21 protein-coding genes are annotated in these 23,951 nt (G+C 47.9%); 14 read left to right on the top strand and 7 right to left on the bottom strand.

Annotated features, from left to right (window positions below; translation table 11 throughout):
* Window positions 1–249: 249 nt before the first annotated feature.
* The 4 genes from BLU87_RS03790 to tpx all read left to right on the top strand — a co-directional run bounded on the left by BLU87_RS03790 (window position 250) and on the right by tpx (window position 5,253).
* Window positions 250–1,224, top strand: coding sequence for a TAXI family TRAP transporter solute-binding subunit (locus tag BLU87_RS03790; protein WP_175498256.1), 975 nt, complete (start codon window positions 250–252; stop codon window positions 1,222–1,224).
* A gap of 156 nt (window positions 1,225–1,380) precedes the next feature.
* A complete protein-coding gene (locus tag BLU87_RS03785) occupies window positions 1,381–3,987 on the top strand; it encodes a TRAP transporter permease (RefSeq protein ID WP_092344886.1) in 2,607 nt (868 codons plus the stop codon).
* 90 nt (window positions 3,988–4,077) lie between these two features.
* Complete coding sequence (locus tag BLU87_RS03780; RefSeq protein ID WP_092344884.1) at window positions 4,078–4,563, top strand: universal stress protein; 486 nt, start codon at window positions 4,078–4,080, stop codon at window positions 4,561–4,563.
* Window positions 4,564–4,728: 165 nt separating this feature from the next.
* On the top strand, window positions 4,729–5,253 hold the full coding sequence (tpx, locus tag BLU87_RS03775) for a thiol peroxidase (RefSeq protein ID WP_092344882.1): 525 nt from the start codon (window positions 4,729–4,731) through the stop codon (window positions 5,251–5,253).
* Window positions 5,254–5,317: 64 nt separating this feature from the next.
* Here tpx and BLU87_RS03770 read toward each other — a convergent pair whose 3' ends face one another.
* From BLU87_RS03770 to BLU87_RS03740, 7 genes are all read right to left on the bottom strand, one after another.
* Complete coding sequence (locus BLU87_RS03770; RefSeq protein ID WP_092344880.1) at window positions 5,318–7,147, bottom strand: sodium:solute symporter family protein; 1,830 nt, start codon at window positions 7,145–7,147, stop codon at window positions 5,318–5,320.
* A gap of 96 nt (window positions 7,148–7,243) precedes the next feature.
* Window positions 7,244–7,504 carry a DUF4212 domain-containing protein gene (locus BLU87_RS03765; RefSeq protein WP_092344878.1) on the bottom strand — a complete coding sequence of 87 codons (261 nt, stop codon included), beginning with the start codon at window positions 7,502–7,504 and terminating at the stop codon, window positions 7,244–7,246.
* Between the two features lie 66 nt (window positions 7,505–7,570).
* Window positions 7,571–9,484 (bottom strand): DUF294 nucleotidyltransferase-like domain-containing protein, encoded by a 1,914-nt coding sequence (locus tag BLU87_RS03760; RefSeq protein WP_092344876.1) that lies wholly within the window; start codon window positions 9,482–9,484, stop codon window positions 7,571–7,573.
* 137 nt (window positions 9,485–9,621) lie between these two features.
* On the bottom strand, window positions 9,622–10,017 hold the full coding sequence (locus BLU87_RS03755; protein WP_092344874.1) for a hypothetical protein: 396 nt from the start codon (window positions 10,015–10,017) through the stop codon (window positions 9,622–9,624).
* Between the two features lie 165 nt (window positions 10,018–10,182).
* Complete coding sequence (locus BLU87_RS03750; RefSeq protein ID WP_092344872.1) at window positions 10,183–11,994, bottom strand: sodium:solute symporter family protein; 1,812 nt, start codon at window positions 11,992–11,994, stop codon at window positions 10,183–10,185.
* 14 nt (window positions 11,995–12,008) lie between these two features.
* Window positions 12,009–12,266, bottom strand: coding sequence for a DUF4212 domain-containing protein (locus BLU87_RS03745; RefSeq protein WP_092344870.1), 258 nt, complete (start codon window positions 12,264–12,266; stop codon window positions 12,009–12,011).
* Between the two features lie 207 nt (window positions 12,267–12,473).
* Window positions 12,474–13,232, bottom strand: a complete 759-nt coding sequence (locus tag BLU87_RS03740) for an IclR family transcriptional regulator (protein ID WP_092344868.1) — start codon at window positions 13,230–13,232, stop codon at window positions 12,474–12,476.
* Between the two features lie 598 nt (window positions 13,233–13,830).
* On the opposite strand from BLU87_RS03740, the gene trpE reads away from it, so the two are divergent.
* The 10 genes from trpE to BLU87_RS03690 all read left to right on the top strand — a co-directional run bounded on the left by trpE (window position 13,831) and on the right by BLU87_RS03690 (window position 23,936).
* Window positions 13,831–15,312, top strand: a complete 1,482-nt coding sequence (gene trpE / locus BLU87_RS03735; RefSeq protein ID WP_092344866.1) for an anthranilate synthase component I — start codon at window positions 13,831–13,833, stop codon at window positions 15,310–15,312.
* A gap of 12 nt (window positions 15,313–15,324) precedes the next feature.
* Window positions 15,325–15,903 (top strand): anthranilate synthase component II, encoded by a 579-nt coding sequence (locus tag BLU87_RS03730; protein WP_092344864.1) that lies wholly within the window; start codon window positions 15,325–15,327, stop codon window positions 15,901–15,903.
* Between the two features lie 4 nt (window positions 15,904–15,907).
* A complete protein-coding gene (trpD, locus tag BLU87_RS03725; RefSeq protein WP_092344862.1) occupies window positions 15,908–16,957 on the top strand; it encodes an anthranilate phosphoribosyltransferase in 1,050 nt (349 codons plus the stop codon).
* Window positions 16,954–17,739, top strand: coding sequence for an indole-3-glycerol phosphate synthase TrpC (gene trpC, locus BLU87_RS03720; RefSeq protein ID WP_092344860.1), 786 nt, complete (start codon window positions 16,954–16,956; stop codon window positions 17,737–17,739). The genes trpD and trpC overlap by 4 nt, the downstream gene beginning before the upstream one ends.
* An 11-nt stretch (window positions 17,740–17,750) precedes the next feature.
* Window positions 17,751–18,362, top strand: a complete 612-nt coding sequence (locus BLU87_RS03715) for a phosphoribosylanthranilate isomerase (protein WP_092345453.1) — start codon at window positions 17,751–17,753, stop codon at window positions 18,360–18,362.
* Window positions 18,359–19,558 (top strand): tryptophan synthase subunit beta, encoded by a 1,200-nt coding sequence (gene trpB, locus BLU87_RS03710; protein WP_092344858.1) that lies wholly within the window; start codon window positions 18,359–18,361, stop codon window positions 19,556–19,558. Before BLU87_RS03715 ends, trpB begins: the two co-directional genes overlap by 4 nt.
* The gene (locus BLU87_RS03705) at window positions 19,555–20,826 is read left to right on the top strand and encodes a DEAD/DEAH box helicase (protein WP_092344856.1); all 1,272 of its coding nucleotides are present in this window, start codon (window positions 19,555–19,557) and stop codon (window positions 20,824–20,826) included. Before trpB ends, BLU87_RS03705 begins: the two co-directional genes overlap by 4 nt.
* Window positions 20,827–20,943: 117 nt before the next feature.
* On the top strand, window positions 20,944–21,750 hold the full coding sequence (gene trpA / locus BLU87_RS03700) for a tryptophan synthase subunit alpha (protein ID WP_092344854.1): 807 nt from the start codon (window positions 20,944–20,946) through the stop codon (window positions 21,748–21,750).
* A 53-nt stretch (window positions 21,751–21,803) separates the two neighbouring features.
* Entirely contained in the window at window positions 21,804–22,652 is an 849-nt protein-coding gene (gene accD, locus BLU87_RS03695) for an acetyl-CoA carboxylase, carboxyltransferase subunit beta (protein WP_092344852.1), read from the top strand.
* 6 nt (window positions 22,653–22,658) lie between these two features.
* A complete protein-coding gene (locus BLU87_RS03690) occupies window positions 22,659–23,936 on the top strand; it encodes a bifunctional folylpolyglutamate synthase/dihydrofolate synthase (protein ID WP_092344850.1) in 1,278 nt (425 codons plus the stop codon).
* The last annotated feature ends 15 nt before the right edge of the window (window positions 23,937–23,951 follow it).

The raw sequence follows: 23,951 nt of genomic DNA, 5'->3' as shown, positions 1-23,951 counted from the left end.
GCTTAAATTGCAAACTTATTCCTATTGTTGAAAAAAATTCTGTTAATTTGGTTATGAGGGTTTCTTCTGCCTGATCTGCTTTTCCAAGTATAAAACAATATTATAAATCAATAGTTTGTATTGACCGGCCGATATTTTTGAAGAAGTGGTATCTTCTTTGCTAATGAGATACCGTTGTATCCTATTGATGTTTAACCTGCTGTCCACACTGGGTGGATAGAAACCATTCTTTTTTGAGGAGGAGTCCCAATGAAAAAAATGTTTATGTACTTGCTGGCTTTTGCAGTTGCTGCCAGTTTTGTCCCTGTCAGTCAGGCTGAGGCCGTTGAGAATCAATTTGTGACTATTGGCACCGGTGGTGTCACAGGTGTTTACTATCCAACTGGTGGCGCAATCTGTCGTTTGGTGAACAAAACCAGAAAAGAGCATGGGATTCGTTGTTCTGTCGAAAGTACCGGTGGCTCAGTTTATAACTTGAATACCATTGCCGCCGGCGAGTTAGACATGGGTGTTGCCCAGTCTGACTGGCAGTATCATGCATATCATGGTACCAGCAAGTTTGCCGATCAAGGTGCAAACACTGATCTGCGTGCTGTTTTTGCTATTCACCCTGAGCCATTCACTGTTGTTGCCCGCAAAGATTCTGGGATCAAAAACTTTGTTGATCTCAAGGACAAACGTGTCAATATCGGTAACCCCGGTTCAGGTCAACGTGGAACCATCGAAGTGGTCATGGACGCTTATGGCTGGACCATGGACGACTTCAAACTTGCTTCTGAGCTGAAATCTTCAGAACAAGCTGCTGCATTGTGTGACAACAAAGTTGACGCTATGGTCTTCGTTGTTGGTCATCCAAGTGGTTCTATCAAAGAAGCAACAACTTCTTGTGATTCTGTTCTGGTTAATGTCAGTGGTCCTAAAATTGATAAAATCATTGCAGATAATTCCTACTACCGTACCGCCACCATCCCTGGTGGAATGTATCGTGGTACTGATGAAGACACCAAAACTTTCGGTGTAGGTGCAACTTTCGTTTCTTCAGCCAAGGTTCCTGAAGATGTTATCTACAATGTTGTCAAGGCTGTTTTTGAAAACTTCGAAGATTTTCAAAAGCTTCATCCTGCTTTTGCTCATCTGAAAAAAGAAGAAATGATCAAAGATGGTCTTTCCGCTCCTTTGCATGATGGCGCCATCAAGTATTACAAGGAAGCTGGTTTGATGTAAGTGGCTGTTTAGCGCACAATTAAAAGTGCACCGCAATAATGCGGTGCACTTTTTTTGCCGCCATCAATGTTGAAGAATTGAGAGTTTTGAACGTCTGAAATAAAAACAATTGCAATAAAATAAGAATATATTTTTCATGCCGAAGGACAGAATGCCATGACCAAGACGAACGATAGTACGACCACAGAAGAAGAATTGGCCGCCGATCTTAAGCTCGCCGAGGAGCTTGCCAATTCAGAGGCTGGTGCCCGTAATCCGACTGGTTCTTTCTCAAAAAAAGTTCTTTATTTCGTTCCCTTGATCTGGACGCTTTTTCAGCTCTGGTATGCTTCCCCGTTACCGTTTATTTTTAACTTTTTTGTTATCAATGACACTGAAGCTCGGGCTATTCACTTGGCTTTTGCCATCTTTTTATCCTTTACCGCATTTCCAACTCTGAAGAAGTCCCCTAAGACTTATATTCCTATCCAGGACTGGATCGTCGGCTTGATAGGCGCTTTTTGTTCGGCGTACCTCTATATCTTCTATAATTCCCTTGCCGATCGCCCCGGCAATCCATCGCAGATTGATCTAGTGGTCTCTGTTATTGGTCTGATTCTATTACTCGAAGCCACCCGTCGTGCGCTCGGTCCACCATTGATGGTTGTTGCAACCGTCTTTATCTCTTATACCTTTGGTGGTCAATATATGCCGGACGTTATTGCCCATAAAGGGGCCAGTCTGGCAAAAGGGATGTCGCACTACTGGTTGGGAACTGAAGGTGTTTTCGGGGTAGCCTTGGGTGTCTCCACCGGGATGGTGTTTATGTTTGTCCTTTTTGGAGCGCTGCTTGAATCGGCTGGTGCCGGTAACTATTTTATCCGCACCGCTTTCGCTGCGTTAGGTCACCTGAAAGGGGGGCCGGCTAAAGCTGCTGTCGTTTCTTCTGGTTTGACGGGATTGGTTTCCGGATCATCTATCGCCAATGTTGTTACGACAGGAACGTTTACTATCCCGTTGATGAAAAAAGTTGGTTTTAAACCTGAAAAAGCTGGCGCAATCGAGGTCGCCTGTTCAACCAACGGTCAGCTGATGCCACCAGTCATGGGTGCTGCAGCCTTCCTGATGGTTGAGTATGTCGGCATTAACTACATTGACGTTATTAAACATGCGTTTTTACCTGCGATTATCTCCTATATTGCCTTAGTCTACATTGTCCACCTTGAGGCTTGTAAGATGGGCCTTGAGGGGATGAAAAGACCTATCGTGAAAACCGCTTCTCAGCGGATACTTTCATTTACTTTTACCATCTTAACCTTGATCATTATTGGTGGAGTGACTTACTACGGGTTGGGTTGGATCAAGCATGTTGGCGGTGCAGCTACGATTTATATTGTTTCTGCTCTACTCCTAGTCTCCTATCTGTTCCTGCTCTGGTTGGCCTGTCGGGTCCCGGAACTGGAGCATACGACAGAGATTAATGAGTTGCCGCCGTTGGGGGCGACAGCTCAGGCTGGTTACTATTTTTTGCTTCCGGTTGTTGTGCTGATGTGGTGTTTGACTGTTGAGCGTCTTTCGCCAGCTCTATCTGCCTATTGGGCAACCGTCTTGATGATCTTTATTGTTGTCACGCAACGTCCTATCAAAGGTTTTTTCCGTAAGACCCAAGGGGACTACTTCTCTATCCGTTCAGGTTTGGCCGATCTGATCAACGGGATGGTCTCTGGTGCGCGGAACATGATTGGTATCGGTGTGGCAACTTCGGCAGCGGGGATTGTTGTCGGGACCGTGACCTTGACGGGGATTGGCCTGGTGATGACCGAATTTGTTGAATTTATCTCTGGCGGTAACCTGATGATGATCTTGCTGTTTACTGCGATTATCAGCTTGATCCTGGGGATGGGGTTGCCGACGACGGCGAACTACATTGTCGTCTCGACCTTGATGGCACCGGTTATTGTTGATCTTGGTGCACAGAACGGCCTGATTGTTCCGTTGATTGCCGTCCATCTGTTTGTCTTTTACTTTGGCATTCTTGCGGATGATACTCCGCCGGTAGGGCTTGCAGCTTTTGCTGCCGCCGGGATATCGGGTGGGGATCCGATTAAAACCGGTATTCAAGGCTTTACCTACGATATCCGTACCGCCATTTTACCCTTCATGTTTATCTTCAACACGCAGTTGCTGTTGATTGGCATTGATCACTGGTATCATCTGCTTGTCACTATCGTTGGTGCGGTGTTGGCGATGCTGGCTTTTGCGGCGGCGACACAGGGCTTTTGGCTGGTTAAAAACCGCATTTGGGAAACGGCTGCATTGCTCGTGATTGCATTGCTGTTGTTTCGACCCGGTATCGTCTGGGACAGGATTTTCCCGCCGTTGATTGAAGAACCGGCCGCACAACTTGAAGAGTACGTTGCTGATATGGATCCCGGCTCATCTTTACGCCTTGTCCTTAAAGGCGAAAAAATGAATGGTAAGGAATTTACTAAAGTTATTATGCTGAAGATCGGTGATGAAACGACTGGTGCCGAACGTATGGCTGAGGTTGGCTTTGAAACCCGAGACGAAGAAGGACGCATCTTTATTGATAACGTGGTGTTTTCAAGTGCCGCTGAGAAAGCGGGTATTGACTTTGATCAGGAAATTCTGAACCTTCAGGTGCCAACCCATAGATTGCCCAAAGAGTTGGTTTATATCCCGATCCTGAGTCTATATGGTTTCCTTTTCATGATTCAACTGCGGCGAAAGAAAAAGCTAGAGTCCCCGGCAATCTCCGCTTGATGAATGCAGTATAAGTGCTCTCTCTGCTGATTATGCTATGCTTAGAGGAGAGGGTTGTAGGCAACGATAATTTGATGAAAGGAGGCCACTATGAATTTTCAAATGAATAAAATTCTTGTTGCCAAGGATTTGAGTAAAGGTTCCTCAAGAGTTATTCGGTATGCGTTGGAGTTAGGTTGTAAATTTCATGCGCAGGTGCACGTTCTGCACGTCATGCCAACCGTCGATTCATCGGTTCTCAACCGAGTGGCTCTGACTATGGGGGCAGATACACTGGCAAAGTTTAATGCCTTGAATGAAGCCGATCTTGCTGAGAAGACGCGTGTGCAGTTAGATGAGATTATCAAGACTGAGACGGAACTGATGGCGGAAGATCATGTTAATCCTCCCCAAATTGAGGTTCATCACGGCGATCCAACCTCCATGATTCTGGCGGTCGCAGATCGTCTGGATGTTGATATGATTATCTTGGGAAGTCATAGCAAAGGGAAGCTGCATTACGCTTTTCTGGGAAGTGTCGCGGAGAAGGTCCTCAGAAAAACGAACCGGACCGTTACAATTGTTCCACCGAGGTAGAACGGTCGATCTAAACCGGTATTCACTAATGTTTTGCCCCGCTGGAATCTTTCAGCGGGGTTTTTCTTTAAACTAATTATTTGATTGACAGTTCTGTTTTGGAATGTAAATATTTTTACAAATTCAGTCATATATAGATTATCCAACCAATCAGGGAGAAATATCATGAGTGATTATCAAAAACGTGAAGCTGCTGTCTTATTTAAAGGGAATCCGTCGACTTTACTGGGGCCAGAAATAAAAGTGGGGGATTCTGCTCCCGATTTCCGGGTTGTCGATAATGGCTTACAGCCAGTTACTTTGGCGACTGATGCTGGAAAGGTTCGCTTAATTACCGTTGTTCCTTCCTTGGATACGCCGGTTTGTGATGCCATGACCCGGCACTTCAATCAGGATGTCTCTTCACTGCCGGATAGTGTCGTTGTTTATACGATTAGTGTCGATCTTCCCTTTGCACAAAAACGCTGGTGTGGTAATGCGGGAATAGACAAGGTACAGACCCTCTCCGATTATCAAGACCGTTCGTTTGGGCTGAACTACGGACTGTTGCTGGAAGGATTGAAGCTGCTGGCAAGAGCTGTTTATGTCATCGATAAGAATGATAAGGTCGCTTATGTAGAACTGGTGCCAGAAGTGACTTCAGAGCCAAACTATGTTGCTGCCTTGGAAGCGGTAAAAAAACTTCTTTAATTAGACCAAAAGACAATTCAGGTTAAAAAACGCCCTTGAAAGATATGCTTTCAAGGGCGTTTTTTTAATAGGGGCGGCGAGCGTCAGTGGATATTTTGGTTTCGCCAAGACTTCTTTCTACCGGATAACGTAACTTGGCGACCAGATTTTGGATCTCTTGCGGCGGTTCCGGGGTGATTCTGGAAACGAAGTACATCAATATGAAATTGATCATCATGCCGACAGTGCCAATCCCTTCTGGTGAAATTCCAAACCACCAGTGTTCAGGTTTGTTGGCTCCCGGGTTGAGAAATTTGAAATAAACAATATAAACGGTCGTAATGCTGATTCCAGCGATCATCCCAGTCATGGCACCATAGACGTTTGTCTTTTTCGAAAAAATGCCCATGATGATGACAGGGAAAAAAGAGGCTGCAGCCAGACCGAAAGCAAAGGCGACAACTTGAGCGACAAAGCCGGGAGGAAATATTCCGAACAGTCCCGCCACGACGACAGCCCCAGCTGCCCCACAACGAGCCCACAGGAGTTCCCCCTTTTCAGACATGCTTGGCATCAGCACCCCTTTCATCAGGTCGTGTGAGATCGAAGCAGAAATAACCAACAGCAGTCCGGCTGCGGTTGATAGGGCTGCCGCGAGTCCACCAGCAGCAACCAGAGCAATAACCCAGTTAGGAAGGCGAGCAATTTCAGGATTAGCCAGAACCATGATGTCACGATCAATATAGATCTCATTGGGATCAGCTGTAACAAGATTGGAAACCATCGCTTGTCCGAATGAACCTTTGTAACCTGTATATTTGGGTTTTCCGGTGAAAGAATGTCCTGAGCCATACTGCATGATTCCGTCGCTATTTTTGTCGACCCAGGCAATCAATCCTGTCTCTTCCCAGTTTTTAAACCACTGAGGTGCGTGATCATACCTGACATTGTGGACTGTTTTAATAAAGTTGGTTCGGGCGAAGGCGGCCACTGCCGGAGCTGCAGTATAGAGTAAAACAATAAAAAACAACGCCCACCCTGCAGAGGCTCGGGCATCTCTTATTTTGGGGACGGTAAAGAAACGAATGATGACATGAGGAAGTCCGGCGGTTCCAAACATAAGAGCGATAACGATAAAGAAGAGATCGATCTTTGGCCGGTTTCCCGACGTGTATTGGGTGAGGCCCAAGTCTTGATGAAGGCCGTCAAGGACATCTAACAGATATTTCCCTTGAGTCGAGGCGTCATGGAGAATTTCTGCTCCACCGGCACTAATGGTGCTGCCAAAGCCAAGAGCCGGGAAGGGGTTGTTGGTCAACATGATAGAGATATAAATGGCGGGAATCATGTACGCAACCATCAAGACGCAATACTGTGCGACCTGAGTGTAGGTGACCCCTTTCATCCCACCGAGCACTGCATAAAAAAAGACGATACACATGCCGATAACGACACCGGTATTGATTGGAACATTGAGAAATCGGGAGAAGACGACGCCGACTCCACGCATTTGCCCGGCGACATAGGTAAAGGAGATAAACATAGCGCAGAGAAGGGAAATGATCCGGGCACTCTGCGAGTCGTAACGATCGCCGATAAACTCAGGGACAGTGAACTTCCCGTATTTTCTCAGATAGGGGGCAATAAGCATGGCAAGTAAGACGTAGCCGCCGGTCCAGCCCATAAGGTACATGGAACCATCACGGCCCATGAAAGAGATCAGCCCTGCCATGGAGAGAAATGAGGCGGCAGACATCCAGTCGGCTCCTGTCGCCATGCCATTGAGGACGGGATGAATTGTCCGTTCTGCAGTGTAAAAAGCGCCCGTGGATACTGCTCGGGCGCGAATGGCAACGAGAATGTAGATAAAGAAGGTGACACCAACAAGAATCCACGTCCAGGTTGTAATACTCATGGCCGGTTTTCCCTTTGGTGGTGGTTCGATGTGTTTGCGTCTCTGGTCTTTAGAATCATATCCTTACCAGTCATTTTGCCAGTGCTCCTGACATGATTAATCTTCAAAGACGTTATATTGACGATCCAATCTGTTCATTAATAGGACATAGGCAACAATCAGCATGCAGAAAATTACTTCGGCGCCTTGATTGGCAAACCAAAATCCCAAAGGGAAACCAAAAATCTTGAGTGTATCTAATTGATCAACCAAGACGATACCAAACAGATATGAGACGCAGAACCAGATTGACAAAAGGATGCCAATATATTTCAGGTTCTTCTTCCAGTAATCTTGTAGTTCATGCTCTCTGGTCATATCGCTGCCGCCAAATAATTGGGTCAGAGTGTCACTGGTGACTCAGTTTGAATTCTATCCCTTTGGTTAGCTGACTATTTTGGAGAAATGCCTTTTGGTTGAATCCTGTAATTTACTGGCAACCCTGAACGCTTCTTTTAATAAGTCTTGTTCATTTTTCGTCAATGCGTACGGATCGAGGTAGTGGGTCGGGAATTTCCCTTGATCCGTCAACTCGATCTCATTGCGCAGGCGCAAGAAGGTGAATGCTTCAAAGGCAGCCTTGATATGGTCTGCTGTTTCAAGGTTGAAGACCTTGAGTTTAACCAACTGATCAATTCTCTCTGTGGTCGTGGTTGCTTCAACCTGTTTTTCCAGAAGGAACATGCGCACACAGTCAACAATAAAGATACTGCCTGCTTGTTTGATGGAAAGTTTCCCTTTGTGCTTTGGTTCCTTTTCCAGAGAGAATCTGCCGATCAAACTCAATGGCACCTTGTGTTTAAAGTCAAGTTCCATCATGTGATAAAGGAAAATCGGATGTTTTTTTATCTCAGCGAAAACAATTTCACGCAGGTCATGGCACAGAGATGCTTCACCGACGATAGGCATAAAATCCAGAAAGATTGAAGAATAGCGAACTTTTTGCGCCTCAGGAACACGGATCCAGTCGGATATACGTTCTTGCCAGTCTTTTAAGCGACCGCGCCACAAGGGGTTGTTAACCATGACGTCACCATCGCAGCGCGGGTAACCAATACGGGCGAGGGCAGCGACAAGTTTGTCGGCGAAAGGGACAAAGAAGGCATCAACTTCTTCCTTTTTTTCATCAGGGAAATCTTCATAGATAAAACCATTATCTTGATCTGGTCCCAAAAGCATCTCTTTGCGACCACCGCTGCCCATGATGATAAAACAAAATTTGATCTCAGGTTGTTCGTGCCCTTGTCGTTTCATTTCAGCAAGGACAATGTCGTGACAGCGTTGGATGATGCGGTGATGAATATAGGAGATGATCTCCATCGTTTCAATGTGTGAGCGGTTTTCACTCAACAATGCTCGAGCGACTTTGACAAGTTCAACCCGTGCAGAGATCAAATCTTCAACCGTTCGTGCCTTGCTGATATTGCCAATCAGTAGCATGGATTTCTGGCTGCGGAACTTCATCAGGTCTTGGAGGGTGACAATACCGACAATTTCATCCTGATCCAGAATCGGCATATGCTTGATTTTGTGCCCGATCATGAATGTTGCTGCTTCATACATGAACGTTTCAGGAGCCATTGTATGGGGTTTCGGAGTCATGACCGTTGCCGCACTGGATGTTTCGCAATCTGAAGATTCTCGGGCGAGAACTTTCGCCACCAGATCATGCTCGGTGATGATGCCGGTTAATTTATTCTTTTTGTCGCACACCAATGCGGAACTGATCCCCCGTTCAATCATCTTCCTGGCAATCTCCCGGATTGATGTTTCCGCAGTACAGGTCACTGTTTTTGTTGACATGATCTCAGAAAGCCTCTTTTTAAAAGGGTAGGCTTCCATTTGTGTAAGAGTATTTTCAGCGTGATGATTGACCATGTCTGAGTAAAGATTGCGCACGCGGGAGTAAATCGCTTTATTAAAAAACTCGGTAATGTGAGGGTAATTTTCTGAAATTTTTGTGAGAAGCTTCCCTGGAATCAGGTAGCAGACACTCTCTTTTGCTGCTCGCGCTCCAGCGGAGTAGCCTTCATCGGTAAAGATGGGGGTGCCACCAAAAAAGGCGCCGGCTTTACGGTAATCGACAATCATTTCGACCCCGCCAGGGGTCTGGGCGACAATTTCGACTAACCCCGATTTAATCACATAGAGGAATCCGGTGGGATCGCTGTGTTGGTGAAAAATATGCGTCTGAGCTGGAAATGTTTTGGTCTCTGCAACCTGATTAAGCTCTGTGAAGATTTCTTCAGGTAGTTCATTGAATGGTTCGGTTTCCCGTAGAGTATTGATGAGTCCCATGGATATTCCTATCTCGCTTGTTAGATTAATGAGATTTCTCCCAACGGAAAAGGCTTCCATGAGAAAGCCTTTCGTGAGCTAGAGGACAATATCATAATCATGGTGCTGTTAGGAAGGTTTGTCTTTCATCATTTCGTTCAACTGCTGACGGGATCTTTTTTTCTGCCCAGTTTGATGGGGTGCGCTTGAAAGCGGATGATCAAATCGGCGATAATTTTTCCCCAAATGGTCATCCCGGCGATCGCGCTCCAGGTTTCGTAACTTTGAAAGGGGCCGATGGGAATCCCTGTGGAGATCCAGAACGGAACGCCAATAATAATCCAAGTGACTATCCCACCACAAACAAGATTGAGCAGGCCGACAACCACCGCCCATCTCTTTGGGTTTGCCGGTGGTAGCCCGTTCTTCAAGGCGACTTCAGCGTAATTTTTTTTGATGAAGATGCGCCATACTCGTCGTAACCAGAAAAAAGACATGGGGAACAGAGCGAGAAAAAGTAACCAGGTCAGTATAACGCCAATATCCAAAACCATTTTTAACTCCTGAGTCAGTAGTTTTTAAATTTTTTATCCGTGCTTGGTGTGGCGATCAAGATGATTCAGTATCTGCCTGTTGTTTGCGTATCTAAAAAAGTCCCGCCAGCTGGACTGGCGGGACCAAGTCGTCAAGCGTTTGCTGATCGCATTAAACTAAGTTTTTCAGTGGGCTCCATCAACCGCTTTTGAGCCACGTGGAATGCGAACATCTTCAACCATTTGAGCGATGTGCTCTGGGACTGGTGGAGTCATATTCTTGACCGCAAAGGCAACAGCGAAGTTAACAATCGCGCCGATGGCACCGAAGGCATTTGGAGAAATGCCAAAGAAGAAATTCGCTTTACCACCAAATAGACCAAGGAATTCTGTCCCCTTGATGAAGAAGAGCCCCTTGTGAGCAAAAACATACAGCATGGTAATGCCGAGACCTGATAACATACCGGCGATGGCGCCTTCTTTGTTCATAGTTTTGCTGAAGATACCCATCATCAAACAAGGGAAAATTGAGCTGGCTGCTAGGCCAAAGGCAATAGCAACGGTTCCGGCAGCAAAACCTGGAGGGTTGAGCCCCAGATAACCAGCGACCACGATGGAGCAGGCCATGGCGATTTTACCGGCCATAAGTTCCTGACTTTCAGTCATATCTTTGAACCAGATGTTCTTGAAGAGGTCATGAGAGATTGCCGAGGAGATTGCCAGCAGCAGTCCCGCAGCAGTAGACAGGGCAGCAGCAAGACCACCGGCAGCAACCAGAGCGATAACCCAGTTGGGCAGCAGTGCAATTTCAGGGTTTGCAAGAACCATGATATCCTGGTTGACTTTAAGCTCGCTACCTTTCCATCCCGCAGCTGCAACTTTGGCTTGAAAGGCAGCATCCTTGGAATTTTCATTGTAATACTGAACCCGGCCGTCACCATTTTTATCTTCAAACTTCAGCAGGCCGGTGACTTCCCAACGATTCATCCAAGCGGGGCGAGTCTCGTAAACAATACTGCTTTCCGGTGCAAATAGATCCCCGTTGTCCTCAAGAACTGCGGTATTAACAGTTGCATGCAGGTTCAAACGTGCCATAGCAGCGACAGCCGGAGCGGTGGTGTAAAGAAGAGCGATGAAAATCAGAGCCCAACCTGCCGAGTAACGTGCGTCTTTAACTGTAGCAACTGTAAAGAAGCGCATAATAACGTGAGGGAGTCCGGCAGTACCGATCATCAGTGATACCGTGTAGACAAACATATTGAGCATGCTGCCTGGAAGTTGAGTTGTGTATTTGCCGAAACCTAGCCCGGTCACGACTTCATCCAGTTTGCTTAACAAGCTTACTCCGGTGTGACCAAATTCGGAACCCAGCCCCAGTTGTGGGATGGGGTTGCCGGTCAAGTGCATGGAGATAAAGATCGCAGGTACAGTGTAGGCAAGGATGAGAACACAATATTGAGCAACCTGAGTGTAGGTAATTCCTTTCATGCCACCAAAAACAGCATACAGGAAAACAATACCCATACCAATGTAGATACCTGTTGAGTTGGAAACGCCCAGGAAACGGGAAAATGCAACCCCAACGCCGGTCATCTGGCCAATGATATAGGTGCCGGATGCGGCCAGCAGACAGAGGACGGCGACTACGCTGGCACCTTTGGAATAGTAGCGGGTTGAGACGAACGCCGGTACAGTAAACTTACCGAACTTGCGCAAGTACGGAGCCAGCAGCATCGCCAACAGCACGTATCCACCAGTCCAACCCATCAGGAATAATGCACCACCAAAACCCATATTGGCGATGAGGCCGGCCATGGAGATAAAGGACGCTGCTGACATCCAGTCAGCACCGATTGCCATACCGTTAACGACTGGACCAACATTGCCACCAGCAGAATAAAATTCACTTGTGCTTCCCGCGCGAGCCCACACTGCAATGCCGATGTAGATGGCAAAGGTGATCCCGACAACGAGATATGTCATAGCTTGTAATCCCATATTCTAATTCCTCCCTAGTCTTCGTGAACGTCGTATTTTTCGTCGAGTTTTCCCATCATTTTTGCGTAGATGAAAATCATCGCGATAAAACAATACATAGCCCCTTGATGGGCGAACCAGAACCCGAGTGGGTAGCCGCCGAGTGAAATATTGTTGAGTGCTGGAGCAAATAGAATTCCACAGCCATAAGAAACTAGAAACCAGACAATCAGAATGTTTCTGACCAGAGCCAATGTTTCTTTCCAATACGCGATACTACTGTTGTCCGTCATAAAAAATCCTCCTCACAAAAAGATGAATGTTACTCCCTGAAGTTAAGATTGAAATGATGAGCTTTATGCTTCGCTTTCTGTTCAGAATCTTGCTGTCTTCTTCGTTTTCCTCCTTTCAAAAGAAACCTATCTGTTTATTTTTCTATACATAAAAGAGTGGTGTTAGATGGCCACCCGACCTTTTGACTTTCGCTATTTAATGCATATTCATGGGATGCTTCTGGGGGCGTAAACGTTGTAGCCCAGTTGTGCTGAAATCATTTCCCCTGTTGCCTTTAGGGCTGGCAACAACTCTCTGTTAATTCGACTTTCATCGGTGCGGAAGCTTGGTGCGATCAGCGTGAGACAGCCAGCAAGGATTTTGTCTGACTTAAATAACGGAACAGCCATGCATGTACTCCCTTCACCAACACCGTTGTTATCGATGCAGTAGCCCTGCTTGCGGCAGCGGCTAATCTCAGCTAGTAGTTCAGGATGGTCTGTTGTTCGTGGGGCGTATGCTTCATTAAACGCCAGGATAATTTTCCCGGCGGCACATTGTTGTAAGGGGAAGCGCTGGTTGGTCAGCGGTATTACTTTAACTTTCTGAGCACTGTCCAGCATCTCTAAGAACAGCGCTTCGTTATCTCTCTGGATGACAAGGTACGCTGTTTCATTACACCGTCGTACCAGTTGTGCCATTGCGGGTTTCGCTTTGCGCAGCAGGGACATTTTGGAGAGCAGCTTCTGGCTGACTTCAAATGCTGACAGCCCAAGCTCGTATTCTCCTGTAGAGCTACCGCGCTGGACATACCCGTGATTTTCGAATGTTGCCATCATTCTGAACAGGCTGGCCTTAGTCATGTCCAGACGCTGACTCAGTTGTGCCAGACTGCAACCGCTCTCCTCGTCTGCCAGAGCTTCGAGAAGATGCAGGGCATTTTCTACGGATCTGATGTTATAGGAGTCTTTTGCTCGACCTGGCATCTAGTCCGGCACCTTTTAGTCAATTGTAAACAGGAGATTCATTTTAGCAACTTTTAACCTTTAATTAATTTAGGATGTTGAAACAATAATACGCTGTTATAAACATGTCAATACGCTTTTTTGTTATTGGGCTACCACTGGAGGATTCAGTGGCTCTGTAGCAGGGGTGATCCTTGCTAGTTAATCGTCTAACATACTAAAAATAAATAATAAAACCCTGAGAGCATGTTTGCTTTAAATTAGTATAACAGTGTTTAAAAAAAAGTTTAGATGCCATGTTTTGTTAGGCAAGGACGTTTTTTTTTGGATTTGTCTTGTTGCTATGAAAAAAAATAAGGTTTTATCTAGGGTTATTCAACTTTTATGCGCTGGTAAAAAGATTGTCAGAAATACTGACTGTACATTTTTATCAAATATCGTTCTATTTCTTTGTTAAGGCGGTTTTGTGCTGATTTAGGCCACAATCATTTTTCAGGAAGCGGTGCTGTGGGGGGGGGGCAATTCTGTTGTTCGATGCCGTTTGAGGCTGCAGCTGAACTTGACTTGACTTGTGCGATAGTGTTAAGAGAATTCACTTTTACAAAGGTTTATAATTCCTATGTGTTTCCCATCTCAAGCGGACTTTTGTCAGTTAGCAAAGCAAGGCAATCTTATCCCTGTATACCGTGAAATTTTAGCGGATATGGAGACCCCTGTTTCTGCATTTCGTAAGATAGATGACGGACAGACCGCATTTTTACTCGAATCCATTGAAGGGGGCGAAAAGTGGGCTCGCTACTCTTTTCTCGGGACTGGACCGGCGCGGGTGTTTCGTTGCCGGGATCAGTACTATGAGGTTCGCTATGAAGGACGGCTTGAGGAATCAGGCCAAGTCGATGATCCGCTGAATAAGCTCCGAGACCTGATGGCTGTTTATCAACCTGTTGAGTTGGATGGGTTGCCGCGTTTCTTCGGCGGTGCGGTTGGTTATCTTGGTTATGATATGGTCCGTTTTGTTGAAGATCTTCCCGATAACAACCCACGTCAGATAGATGGCTGGGACGCTTGTTTTATGTTCACTGAGCGACTGTTGATTTTTGACAATATGCGTCAGAAAATGAAGTTGGTCTACAATGTTCACCTGCCGGAACATGAGGATGCTACTACAGCATACCAGCGTGCGCAGCAGCAGATTGAGCACATGTTAACCCTGTTGCGACGCCCGTTGCAGCCCGCAGACGAAAACCATAATGGCGATGGGTGTCAGGAGCTTGAGACCAATTTCAGCAAAGAAAACTTCAAGCGGGCCGTTGAGCGATGTAAAGATTATATCCGCGCCGGAGATATTTTTCAGGTTGTCATTTCACAACGGTTTTCCGGAAAGCTACAGAGTGATCCCTTTGATATCTATCGTGCACTGCGGACCATCAATCCTTCCCCTTATATGTTCTTTCTTCGCTTTGGAGAATCGATTGTTGTCGGCGCATCACCTGAAGTCCTGGTGCGTAAAGAGGGACGTCAAGTCGATGTTCGGCCTATCGCCGGAACTCTACCTCGCGGGGAGACGGCGGCAGAGGACCTGGCTCTGGAGCAACAATTGCTTGGTGATCCCAAGGAGCGTGCTGAACATATTATGCTGGTTGACTTGGGGCGCAACGATGTTGGTCGGGTTGCTGTTGGCGGAACGGTTGAGGTGAGTGAGTTGATGGTGGTTGAGCGCTATTCTCACGTCATGCATATTGTCTCTAACGTGCGTGGGCAATTACGCCCCGATCTTGATTGCTTCGATGTTTTTAGGGCGGCATTTCCTGCTGGAACCCTCTCAGGGTCACCTAAAATCAGAGCGATGGAAATCATCGATGAGCTGGAACCTGCCCGGCGTGAAGTTTATGGCGGGGCTGTCGGTTACTTTTCCTTTAGTGGTAATATGGATCTGGCTATTGCGATTCGAACGCTACAGATTGAGAAGGATATGCTTTATCTGCAAGCTGGTGCCGGGATTGTCGCTGATAGTGACCCGGAGATGGAGTACCAGGAAACCTTAAATAAAGCCCGTGGTGCCAGACGTGCCATTGAGATGGCAAACCGCGGCCTCATATAGGACACTCGGACCATGTTGTTAATGATCGATAACTATGATTCTTTTACCTATAATTTAGTTCAATACTTTCTTGAGCTTGGTGAAGAGGTTGAAGTGATCAGAAACGATAAGTTGACTGTGGATGACATTGAAACTCTGGCTCCAGAGCGATTGGTCATCTCTCCTGGACCATGTACGCCAAACGAGGCGGGGATTTCAGTTGCAGCGATCCAGCGGTTTGCTGGCAAAATCCCGCTTCTGGGTATCTGTCTGGGACATCAGGCGATCACTGAAGCTTTTGGCGGCAAAGTGGTGCGAGCAGATCGGTTAATGCATGGGAAGACCAGCCCTATTGAACATGATGGTCGTGGTCTTTATCAGGGGCTTCCGAACCCCTTTACTGCGACCCGTTACCACTCTTTAATTGCGGAACGGGAGAGCTTCCCTGCTGTTTTACAGGTGACCGCGTGGACTGCGGAGGGAGAAATTATGGGCCTGCAACATCAAAATTTGCCGGTTTGGGGGGTACAATTTCATCCTGAATCAATTTTGACCACGGTGGGGATGGATCTGTTGAATAATTTTCTCACGATGACCCGATCAGGAGTTTGAGGCGATGATTAAAGAGGCGATAGCAAAATTAGTTGAACGGCAAAATTTGAGCGAACCGGAAATGATCGATGCCATGAATCAGATCATGGGTGGTGAGGCGACTGCAGCACAAATTGGCGCATTTGTTACTGCGCTGCGGATGAAGGGGGAGACGATCCCCGAAATTGTTGGTGCGGCAAAGGTTATGCGGGCACGCGCGACACCCATCCAGGTTGGTGATGTGCTTGATATTGATCGCGATGATATTAATGTTGATCGGGAGACGATCCTCGATACTTGTGGCACCGGAGGCAGCGGCACCAAAAGCTTCAACATCTCCACAACGGTTGCTATTGTCGTTGCTGCGTGCGGCGCGAAGGTTGCCAAGCACGGTAATCGCAGTGTCTCTTCTTCCTGCGGTAGCGCAGATGTCTTAGAGAAGCTTGGTGTGAAGCTCGATATCTCACCGGAACAGGTGACCGAATCCATTGAAAAGACGGGAGTCGGTTTCTTGTTTGCTCCTGCTCTTCATGGCGCGATGAAGTATGCGATCGGACCACGGCGGGAAATCGGCATTCGCACAATCTTCAATATCCTTGGTCCACTGACCAATCCTGCTGGCGCTGATCGTCAGGTTTTAGGGGTGTTCAGTCGAGATCTGGTTGAGCCTCTGGCACAGGTGCTGTTAAATCTAGGCTGTCGGCGTGGTTTTGTTGTTCATGGTGTCGATGGGATGGATGAGATCACTCTGACCGGTGCCACTTTGGTGGCCGCAATTAGTGGTCATAGCATTGAAGTGCAAACCGTTGAGCCTGAGCAATTTGGTTTTAAACGATGCCGTCTGGAAGATCTTCAGGGAGGAGACGCCGATCAGAATGCAGAAATTGTTAACGCCGTCCTCTCGGGCAAACCGGGGCCAACACTCGATATCGTTCTGCTCAATAGTGCTTATGCCTTGGTTGCCTCTGGTTTGTCGACGGATATTGATGCCGGAATCGAAAAAGCTCGACAGGCGATTGAGACGGGTCGTGCCAAGGCAACTCTTGACGCTTTGATACGGATAACCAACCAATGATTCTTGACCAAATCCTCCAGACTAAGCGTGTCGAAATCGCTGCTGATCGGCTCCGTCAACCACTGCGAGAATTGAAAAAAAAGTTAGCCACCGTCGATCCAGTGCGCGGCTTCGCCAGGCATTTGCGACAATCGTCATTGTCGGGGACGGCGGTTATCGCTGAGGTAAAAAAGGGTTCTCCGTCAAAAGGGATTATCCGTGAAGATTTTGATCCCGTTGACATCGCTCGAAGTTATGAACGCTCTGGAGCCAGCTGCCTCTCCGTTTTAACTGATTTCGAATATTTCTACGGTTCGCTGGATTATCTAGGTATGATCCGGAGACAGGTTGATCTCCCTCTGTTGCGTAAAGACTTCATTGTCGATCCCTATCAAATTTATCAGGCCCGAGTCGCTGGTGCCGATGCGATCCTTCTGATCGCCGCAGCTCTGGATGATGGACGGCTGTTGGAGTTGGCAGAACTGGCGACTGAGCTGGAACTCGATACTCTGCTAGAGGTGCATAATGGCGCTGAGCTGGAGCGGGCACTGCAGTTGCCTGTTGATTTGATCGGCATTAATAATCGCAACCTGAAAAACTTTGTAACGGATTTGGGGGTGACCGAAAGCCTCGCCGGGAAAATTCCGCGCCAACAGGTAGCGGTGGCTGAAAGTGGCATTCATAACCGGGCGGATATCGAACGTCTGCAGCGGTCTGGAGCCGGAGCTTTTTTAATCGGTGAAAGTCTCATGCGGGAAAAAGATATCGAAGCAAAATTACGTTCATTGTTAGGAAAAGCATAGGGTCTATGGCGATCACCCGAGTTAAGATTTGCGGAATTACCAACCTTGAAGATGCTCTTTCCGCTGTTGCCGCTGGTGCGGATGCTCTCGGATTTGTTTTTTATCCAAACAGTCCACGTTATATCAGTCCTGAGAAGGCGAAAGATATTACCTCCGCTTTGCCCCCCTTTGTGACCACTGTTGGTCTGTTTGTCAATGCCAGCTCCGCAACAATCCTGCAGGTTATGCAAACTGCAGGGTTGGGTGTTGTCCAACTGCATGGTGATGAAACCGCTGAAGCCTGTGTCTTGGCCCCATATCCTGTTATTAAGGCTGTCCGTGTTCGGGGTGCCGATTCTCTCGCGGGGGTAGAAAAATTTAAGGTCTCAGCATTGCTTCTGGATGCTTGGAGCGAAAAGCATTATGGTGGTAGCGGCGAGAGCTTCGACTGGCAACTAGCAAAACAGCTGACCGGAGGGAGCCCGCTGATTTTAGCTGGCGGGTTAACTCCCGCAAATGTCGCAGAGGCTATCAGGGTGGTCCACCCTTACGCTGTCGATGTCTCGAGTGGCGTGGAAAAGCGCCCCGGCTACAAAGATCCCGATAAGGTTCATAAATTTATTCAACAAGTGAGAGAAGTATGAATTATCAATATCCCGATGAGCGTGGTCATTTTGGTCAGTACGGTGGGCGTTATGTTGCAGAAACCCTGATGCCGGCATTGCTGGAGTTGGAGCAGGCTTACGCTGAAGCGAGACAAGATCCTGAGTTTCAGCGGGAGATTGATTACTATTTAAAGCATTATGTCGGTCGCCCAAGTCCACTCTATTTTGCCGAACGGCTTACCAACGAATTAGGCGGAGCGAAAATTTATCTCAAGCGGGAAGATTTGAATCATACTGGGGCCCACAAGGTTAATAACACTGTGGGGCAGATTCTGCTGGCGCGGCGGATGGGGAAGAAGAAGGTTATTGCTGAAACCGGTGCCGGTCAACACGGTGTCGCGACAGCGACTGTTGCTGCGCTGTTTGGGATGGAGTGCGAAGTCTTCATGGGCAAGGAAGATATCCGCCGGCAGTCATTGAATGTCTACCGGATGAAACTTCTTGGGGCAAAAGTCATCGAAGTCACCAGTGGAACAGCGACCCTAAAAGACGCTATGAACGATGCCTTGCGCCATTGGGTGACCCATGTCCGAGACACTTTTTATGTGATTGGGACGGTTGCCGGCCCCCATCCTTATCCTTTGCTGGTGCGTGATTTTCAATCGGTTATCGGTATCGAAGCCAAACAGCAGTTGCAGGAAGCTGAAGGTTGCTTGCCTGATGTGGCGGTAGCTTGTATTGGTGGAGGGTCTAATGCCATGGGATTGTTCTATCCCTTTATTGACGATCTTTCCGTCCAACTTCTCGGGGTGGAAGCGGCCGGGTTTGGTGTGGCAACAGGTAAGCATGCTGCTTCAATCTCAGCGGGGTCTCCGGGGGTTCTGCATGGGAATAAAACTTATCTATTGCAGGACGATGACGGCCAGATCCAACATGCCCATTCCATTTCTGCTGGCCTTGATTACCCAGGGGTCGGTCCAGAGCATGCTCATTTGAACGACATTGAAAGGGCACAATACGTATCAGTTACTGACGATGAAGCGTTACATGCTTTTCATCAATTGACTCGTCTGGAAGGGATCATCCCGGCACTTGAAAGTGCTCATGCCATAGCCCAGGTGATAAAACTTGCACCAACTCTAGGAGCCGATAAGATTATCTTAGTTAACTTGTCGGGACGTGGGGATAAAGATATTCATACAGTTGCAGAATCTTCAGGAGTTGAGTTGTTATGAAATTTACCGAGTTAAATCTTCCGGATGTGGTCCAACAAGGGATCAACGATACGGGGTTCGAATCTCTGACTCCCGTCCAGGAAGAGTCAATCCCGCTGGCCTTGGCGGGCAAAGATGTCGCAGCTCAGGCGCAGACAGGTACGGGGAAAACCGCGGCCTTTCTGGTCTCCCTTTTTTGCCGTTTGCTTGAGAACCAGAACAGTACCAGTCATAATCCCCGTGCTTTGGTGATGGCTCCGACGCGTGAACTTGTCGTCCAGATCTGCAAGGACGCTGAGCTGCTTGGCCGGCATACAGGCCTCAAAGTCCAACCTATCTTTGGGGGAGTTGATTACGAAAAGCAACGTCAGGCCCTCAAAGACGGCGTCGATATTATTGTCGCGACCCCGGGCCGCCTGATCGATTATGCCAAGCAGAAGGTGTTTTCCATGCACCGCGTTGAGGCTTTGGTGATCGACGAGGCTGATCGCATGTTTGATATGGGCTTCATTAAGGACTTGCGCTATATTTTGCGGAAGCTACCCCCGTTTGAAAAACGGCAAACAATGCTTTTTTCTGCAACCTTATCGGGGCAGGTGATGGAGCTTGCTTATGAGTTTATGGACCTCGCCGAGCGGGTTGAGATCGCTCCGGATCAGGTCTCGGCCGAAGGGATTGAGCACATTCTCTACCATGTATCACGGAGTGAGAAGTTTGCCTTGCTCCTTGGTTTGCTGAAACGAGAAGCTGAGCCAGGCCGGGTTATGTTGTTTGTCAATACCAAGGTCGAAGCTGAGCGTCTGTGTGGCCTGTTGTTGGCGAATGATATCGCCAGTGCGGTGTTGTCTGGCGATATCCCACAAAAAAAACGGATGCGGATTCTGGATCAATTCAAGCTTGGCAGCCTGACTCATCTGGTTGCTACCGATGTGGCATCCAGGGGGATTCATATTGATAACGTGACCCACGTGATCAATTATGACCTTCCTCAGGATCGGGAAGATTATGTCCATCGCATCGGCCGGACCGCAAGGGCGGGAGCGATTGGTCGGGCGATCAGCTTTGCTGATGAAGAGATGGTCTATGTCCTAGACGAGATCGAGGCTTATCTTGGTTTTAAAATTCCCAGTGAAATGCCCCAGGATGAAGATTTCTGCTTTACTTACAAGCGCGCCCAGCCAAAGCGGAAACGTCCTCCTGTGGAGAAGCCTGCTGCCGGGAAAAGAAAGCGTAAGCGGCCACGGCGTCGTCCGGCCGGGAAATCAAGAGCAGCGGCTCCAAAAGATTGAAGTTTGTTGGTGATACAAGAAAAGCATTGAAAACAGAGACGGTAATCAATTAGACTCATAATTTCGGGTCAATGCGATTAAGTATATTTTTTTAATAGACGTAAAGAAATGGCAACGATGTCACGAATTGAAGCAACTTTTGCAGCATTAAGGCAACGTCAGGAAACGGCGTTGATCCCGTTTATAACTGCGGGTGATCCCGATTTAAAAGTGGCGGCAGAAATTATTTTAACTTTAGTTGACGCTGGAGCTGATTTAATTGAACTGGGAGTCCCTTTTTCTGATCCAATGGCTGATGGCCCGACGATTCAGGCGTCTTCAGAGCGAGCTCTTGCTGCAGGGACGACCCTTTCCGGGGTGCTCCAGCTAGTCGCGGAAGTGCGCAAAAAGACCGCAGTTCCATTGATTTTGATGGGGTATTATAATCCGGTTTTTTGCTATGGCGTTGAGCGCTTTGTTCGGGATGCCGTGGCTGCCGGTGTTGATGGGCTGCTTCTGGTTGATTTGCCCCCAGAGGAGGCCGCAGAAATAAGTCCTCTGTTGCATGAATCAGGGGTTGCCCTGATTACCCTCTTGGCACCGACCACACCACGGGAAAGAATGCAGCGCTTGGCGGCAGTTGCCGAGGGGTATCTCTATTACGTGTCGATGACTGGAGTGACCGGGGGACAAAAAATTTCTCCAGAGGATATCCGGCTCGCCGTAGACGATCTGAAGGGGATGACGAATGTCCCCGTGGGGGTTGGTTTTGGCATTACAACCGTGGCGGATGCGTGTGCGGTTGGAACTTTTGCTGATGGGGTTGTTGTCGGCAGTGCGTTGGTTAAGATTATTGAAAAATATGGAAAAAGTGAAGAGTTGCTGCCCGAGGTTGCAAAGTTTGTTGCTGAACTCAAAGGTGGTCTGACCGCCCTCACCAGTTAAGCGCGAGATTATTTTGAGCATTTATCTTTGAGCGCAAACAAAAAGGATGTTTCATGGCTTGGTTTCGTAAAAAAACAGCGTTGACAGCTTCTACTGTGAAAAAGTACGTCCAGGTTCCTGAAGGGGTCTGGACCAAATGTAAAAACTGTCAGGAAATTATCTACGCCAAGGAAGTTCAACGTAATTTGAACGTCTGTCCTAAGTGCGACTACCACTTCCGCATCGGCGCTCGCGAGAGAATAGCTCTGGTGATTGATGAGGGGACCTTTGTCGAGATGGATGCAAAAATGCGTTCGGTTGATTTTCTCGATTTTAAGGATACAAAAAAATATAAAGATCGAATCAAAGCCGCTGTTAAAAAGGTCGGAGATGGCGATGCGGTGATTTGTGGTGAGGGAAATCTAGACGGGCTGCCAGTTGTCGTCGCGGTGTTTGATTTCGCGTTTATGGGTGGCAGTATGGGATCAGTGGTCGGTGAAAAGATCACGCGAGCGATTGAGAAAGGGTTGGACACCAATGCTCCGGTGTTGATTTTCTCCTCATCGGGTGGTGCGCGAATGCAGGAAAGCATCATGTCTCTGATGCAAATGGCTAAAACCAGTGCCGCTTTAGCGAAACTCAAGGCCGCTGGAGTCCCTTTCCTCTCGGTGCTGACGGATCCGACAACTGGTGGTGTTACTGCCAGTTTTGCTATGCTCGGTGACCTGAATATTGCTGAGCCTCGTGCTCTTATTGGCTTCGCTGGACCACGAGTTATTGAGCAGACCATTCGGCAGACATTACCTGAAGGCTTTCAACGTTCAGAGTATCTGCTGGAACATGGAATGATCGATATGATTATCCCGCGTAAGGAGATGAAGCAGAAACTATCTCAGCTACTGCGAATTTTCACTAAAAAATAAGATCCGATGGCTAACTATCAGGAAAGCCTTGCTTACCTCTATTCCCTGCAGTTTTTTGGGATTAAACTGGGCTTGGAAAATATCCACAAGCTCTTATCCTGCGTCGGCAATCCGCAACAAAGTTTACGGATTATCCATATTGCAGGCACCAACGGCAAAGGCTCAACCGCTGCAGCCCTCGCCAGTATTTTTAATGCGGCTGGGATTTCAGCTGGATTATATACTTCCCCCCACTTGCACAGCTTTACTGAGCGGATCAGGATTGATACCCGACAAATTTCAGAGTCTGACGCGGTTGCTTTGATCGAAGAACTCCGACCGCATGCTGAAGCTTTAAAGGTCACTTTCTTTGAGTTCACTACCGCGATGGCCTTTCTGTACTTTCAGCGTCGTGGGGTTGAATGGGCTATTCTGGAAACGGGGATGGGAGGCAGGCTTGATGCGACCAATGTGGTTCATCCCGAGCTCTGTCTGATTACGCCGATCGCCCTCGATCATAGCGCCTATCTGGGAACAGAATTAGTTCAGGTTGCAGCTGAGAAGGCTGGTATCTGCAAATCTGGTGTTGCGGTGATCAGCGGTTATCAGGAGGTGGAGGTTCAGTCTGTTTTGCGACAACGTGCTGCAGAGCTGGATATCCCCCTATTGGAGTTCGGGGTAGATTATCATTGGCACGGCAAGGGAGATGCTTTTCGGGTGACTGGCGGGCAGCTTCCAGCTGATGCGGTGAAGGTGACTCAAGCAGGTGAGCATCAGCAACAAAACTTTGCTCTGGCCGCCGCCGCGATAGATTATCTTGCGCAAGCAGGTTTAGAGATCAGCGCGGCTGAGATTCAGGCCGGCCTAGACACAGCCTGTTGGCCGGGACGACTCGAATGGCTGGCTGATCGGATTCTTCTGGACGGCGCTCATAACCCCGCCGGAGCTAGAAAGCTGGCTACATACTTACAACAGCAGGGTCTCGGGAACCTCCATCTGATCGTCGGTTGCAAAGCAGGCAAGCAGGCCAATGAGCTCGTTTCAGCGCTGTTGCCGTTTGTCCGTTGTGTCTATGCAACCCAGCCCCCTGTCGATGCTGTCGTGCCAATAGCTGATATTGTTCAACGGGTGCAAGCTACGGGTACGTGGGCGAGAGGATTTGTAGATCCGATCGCAGCCCTTCAGGCGGCACTGGAAGGCCGGTCATCTGATGATATCATTCTTGTGGCGGGCTCACTGTTTTTGGTCGCGGAAATTCGCGCCTTTTTATTGTCGGAGGTCGATTCCCTTGTTATTACCCGATAATCAATCATCTTCTAA

It is taken from the genome of Desulfuromusa kysingii, assembly GCF_900107645.1.
Classification (GTDB): domain Bacteria; phylum Desulfobacterota; class Desulfuromonadia; order Desulfuromonadales; family Geopsychrobacteraceae; genus Desulfuromusa; species Desulfuromusa kysingii.
The sequence above is the reverse complement of the archived record's forward strand: the minus strand, read 5'-3'. Positions and strand labels throughout refer to the sequence as shown.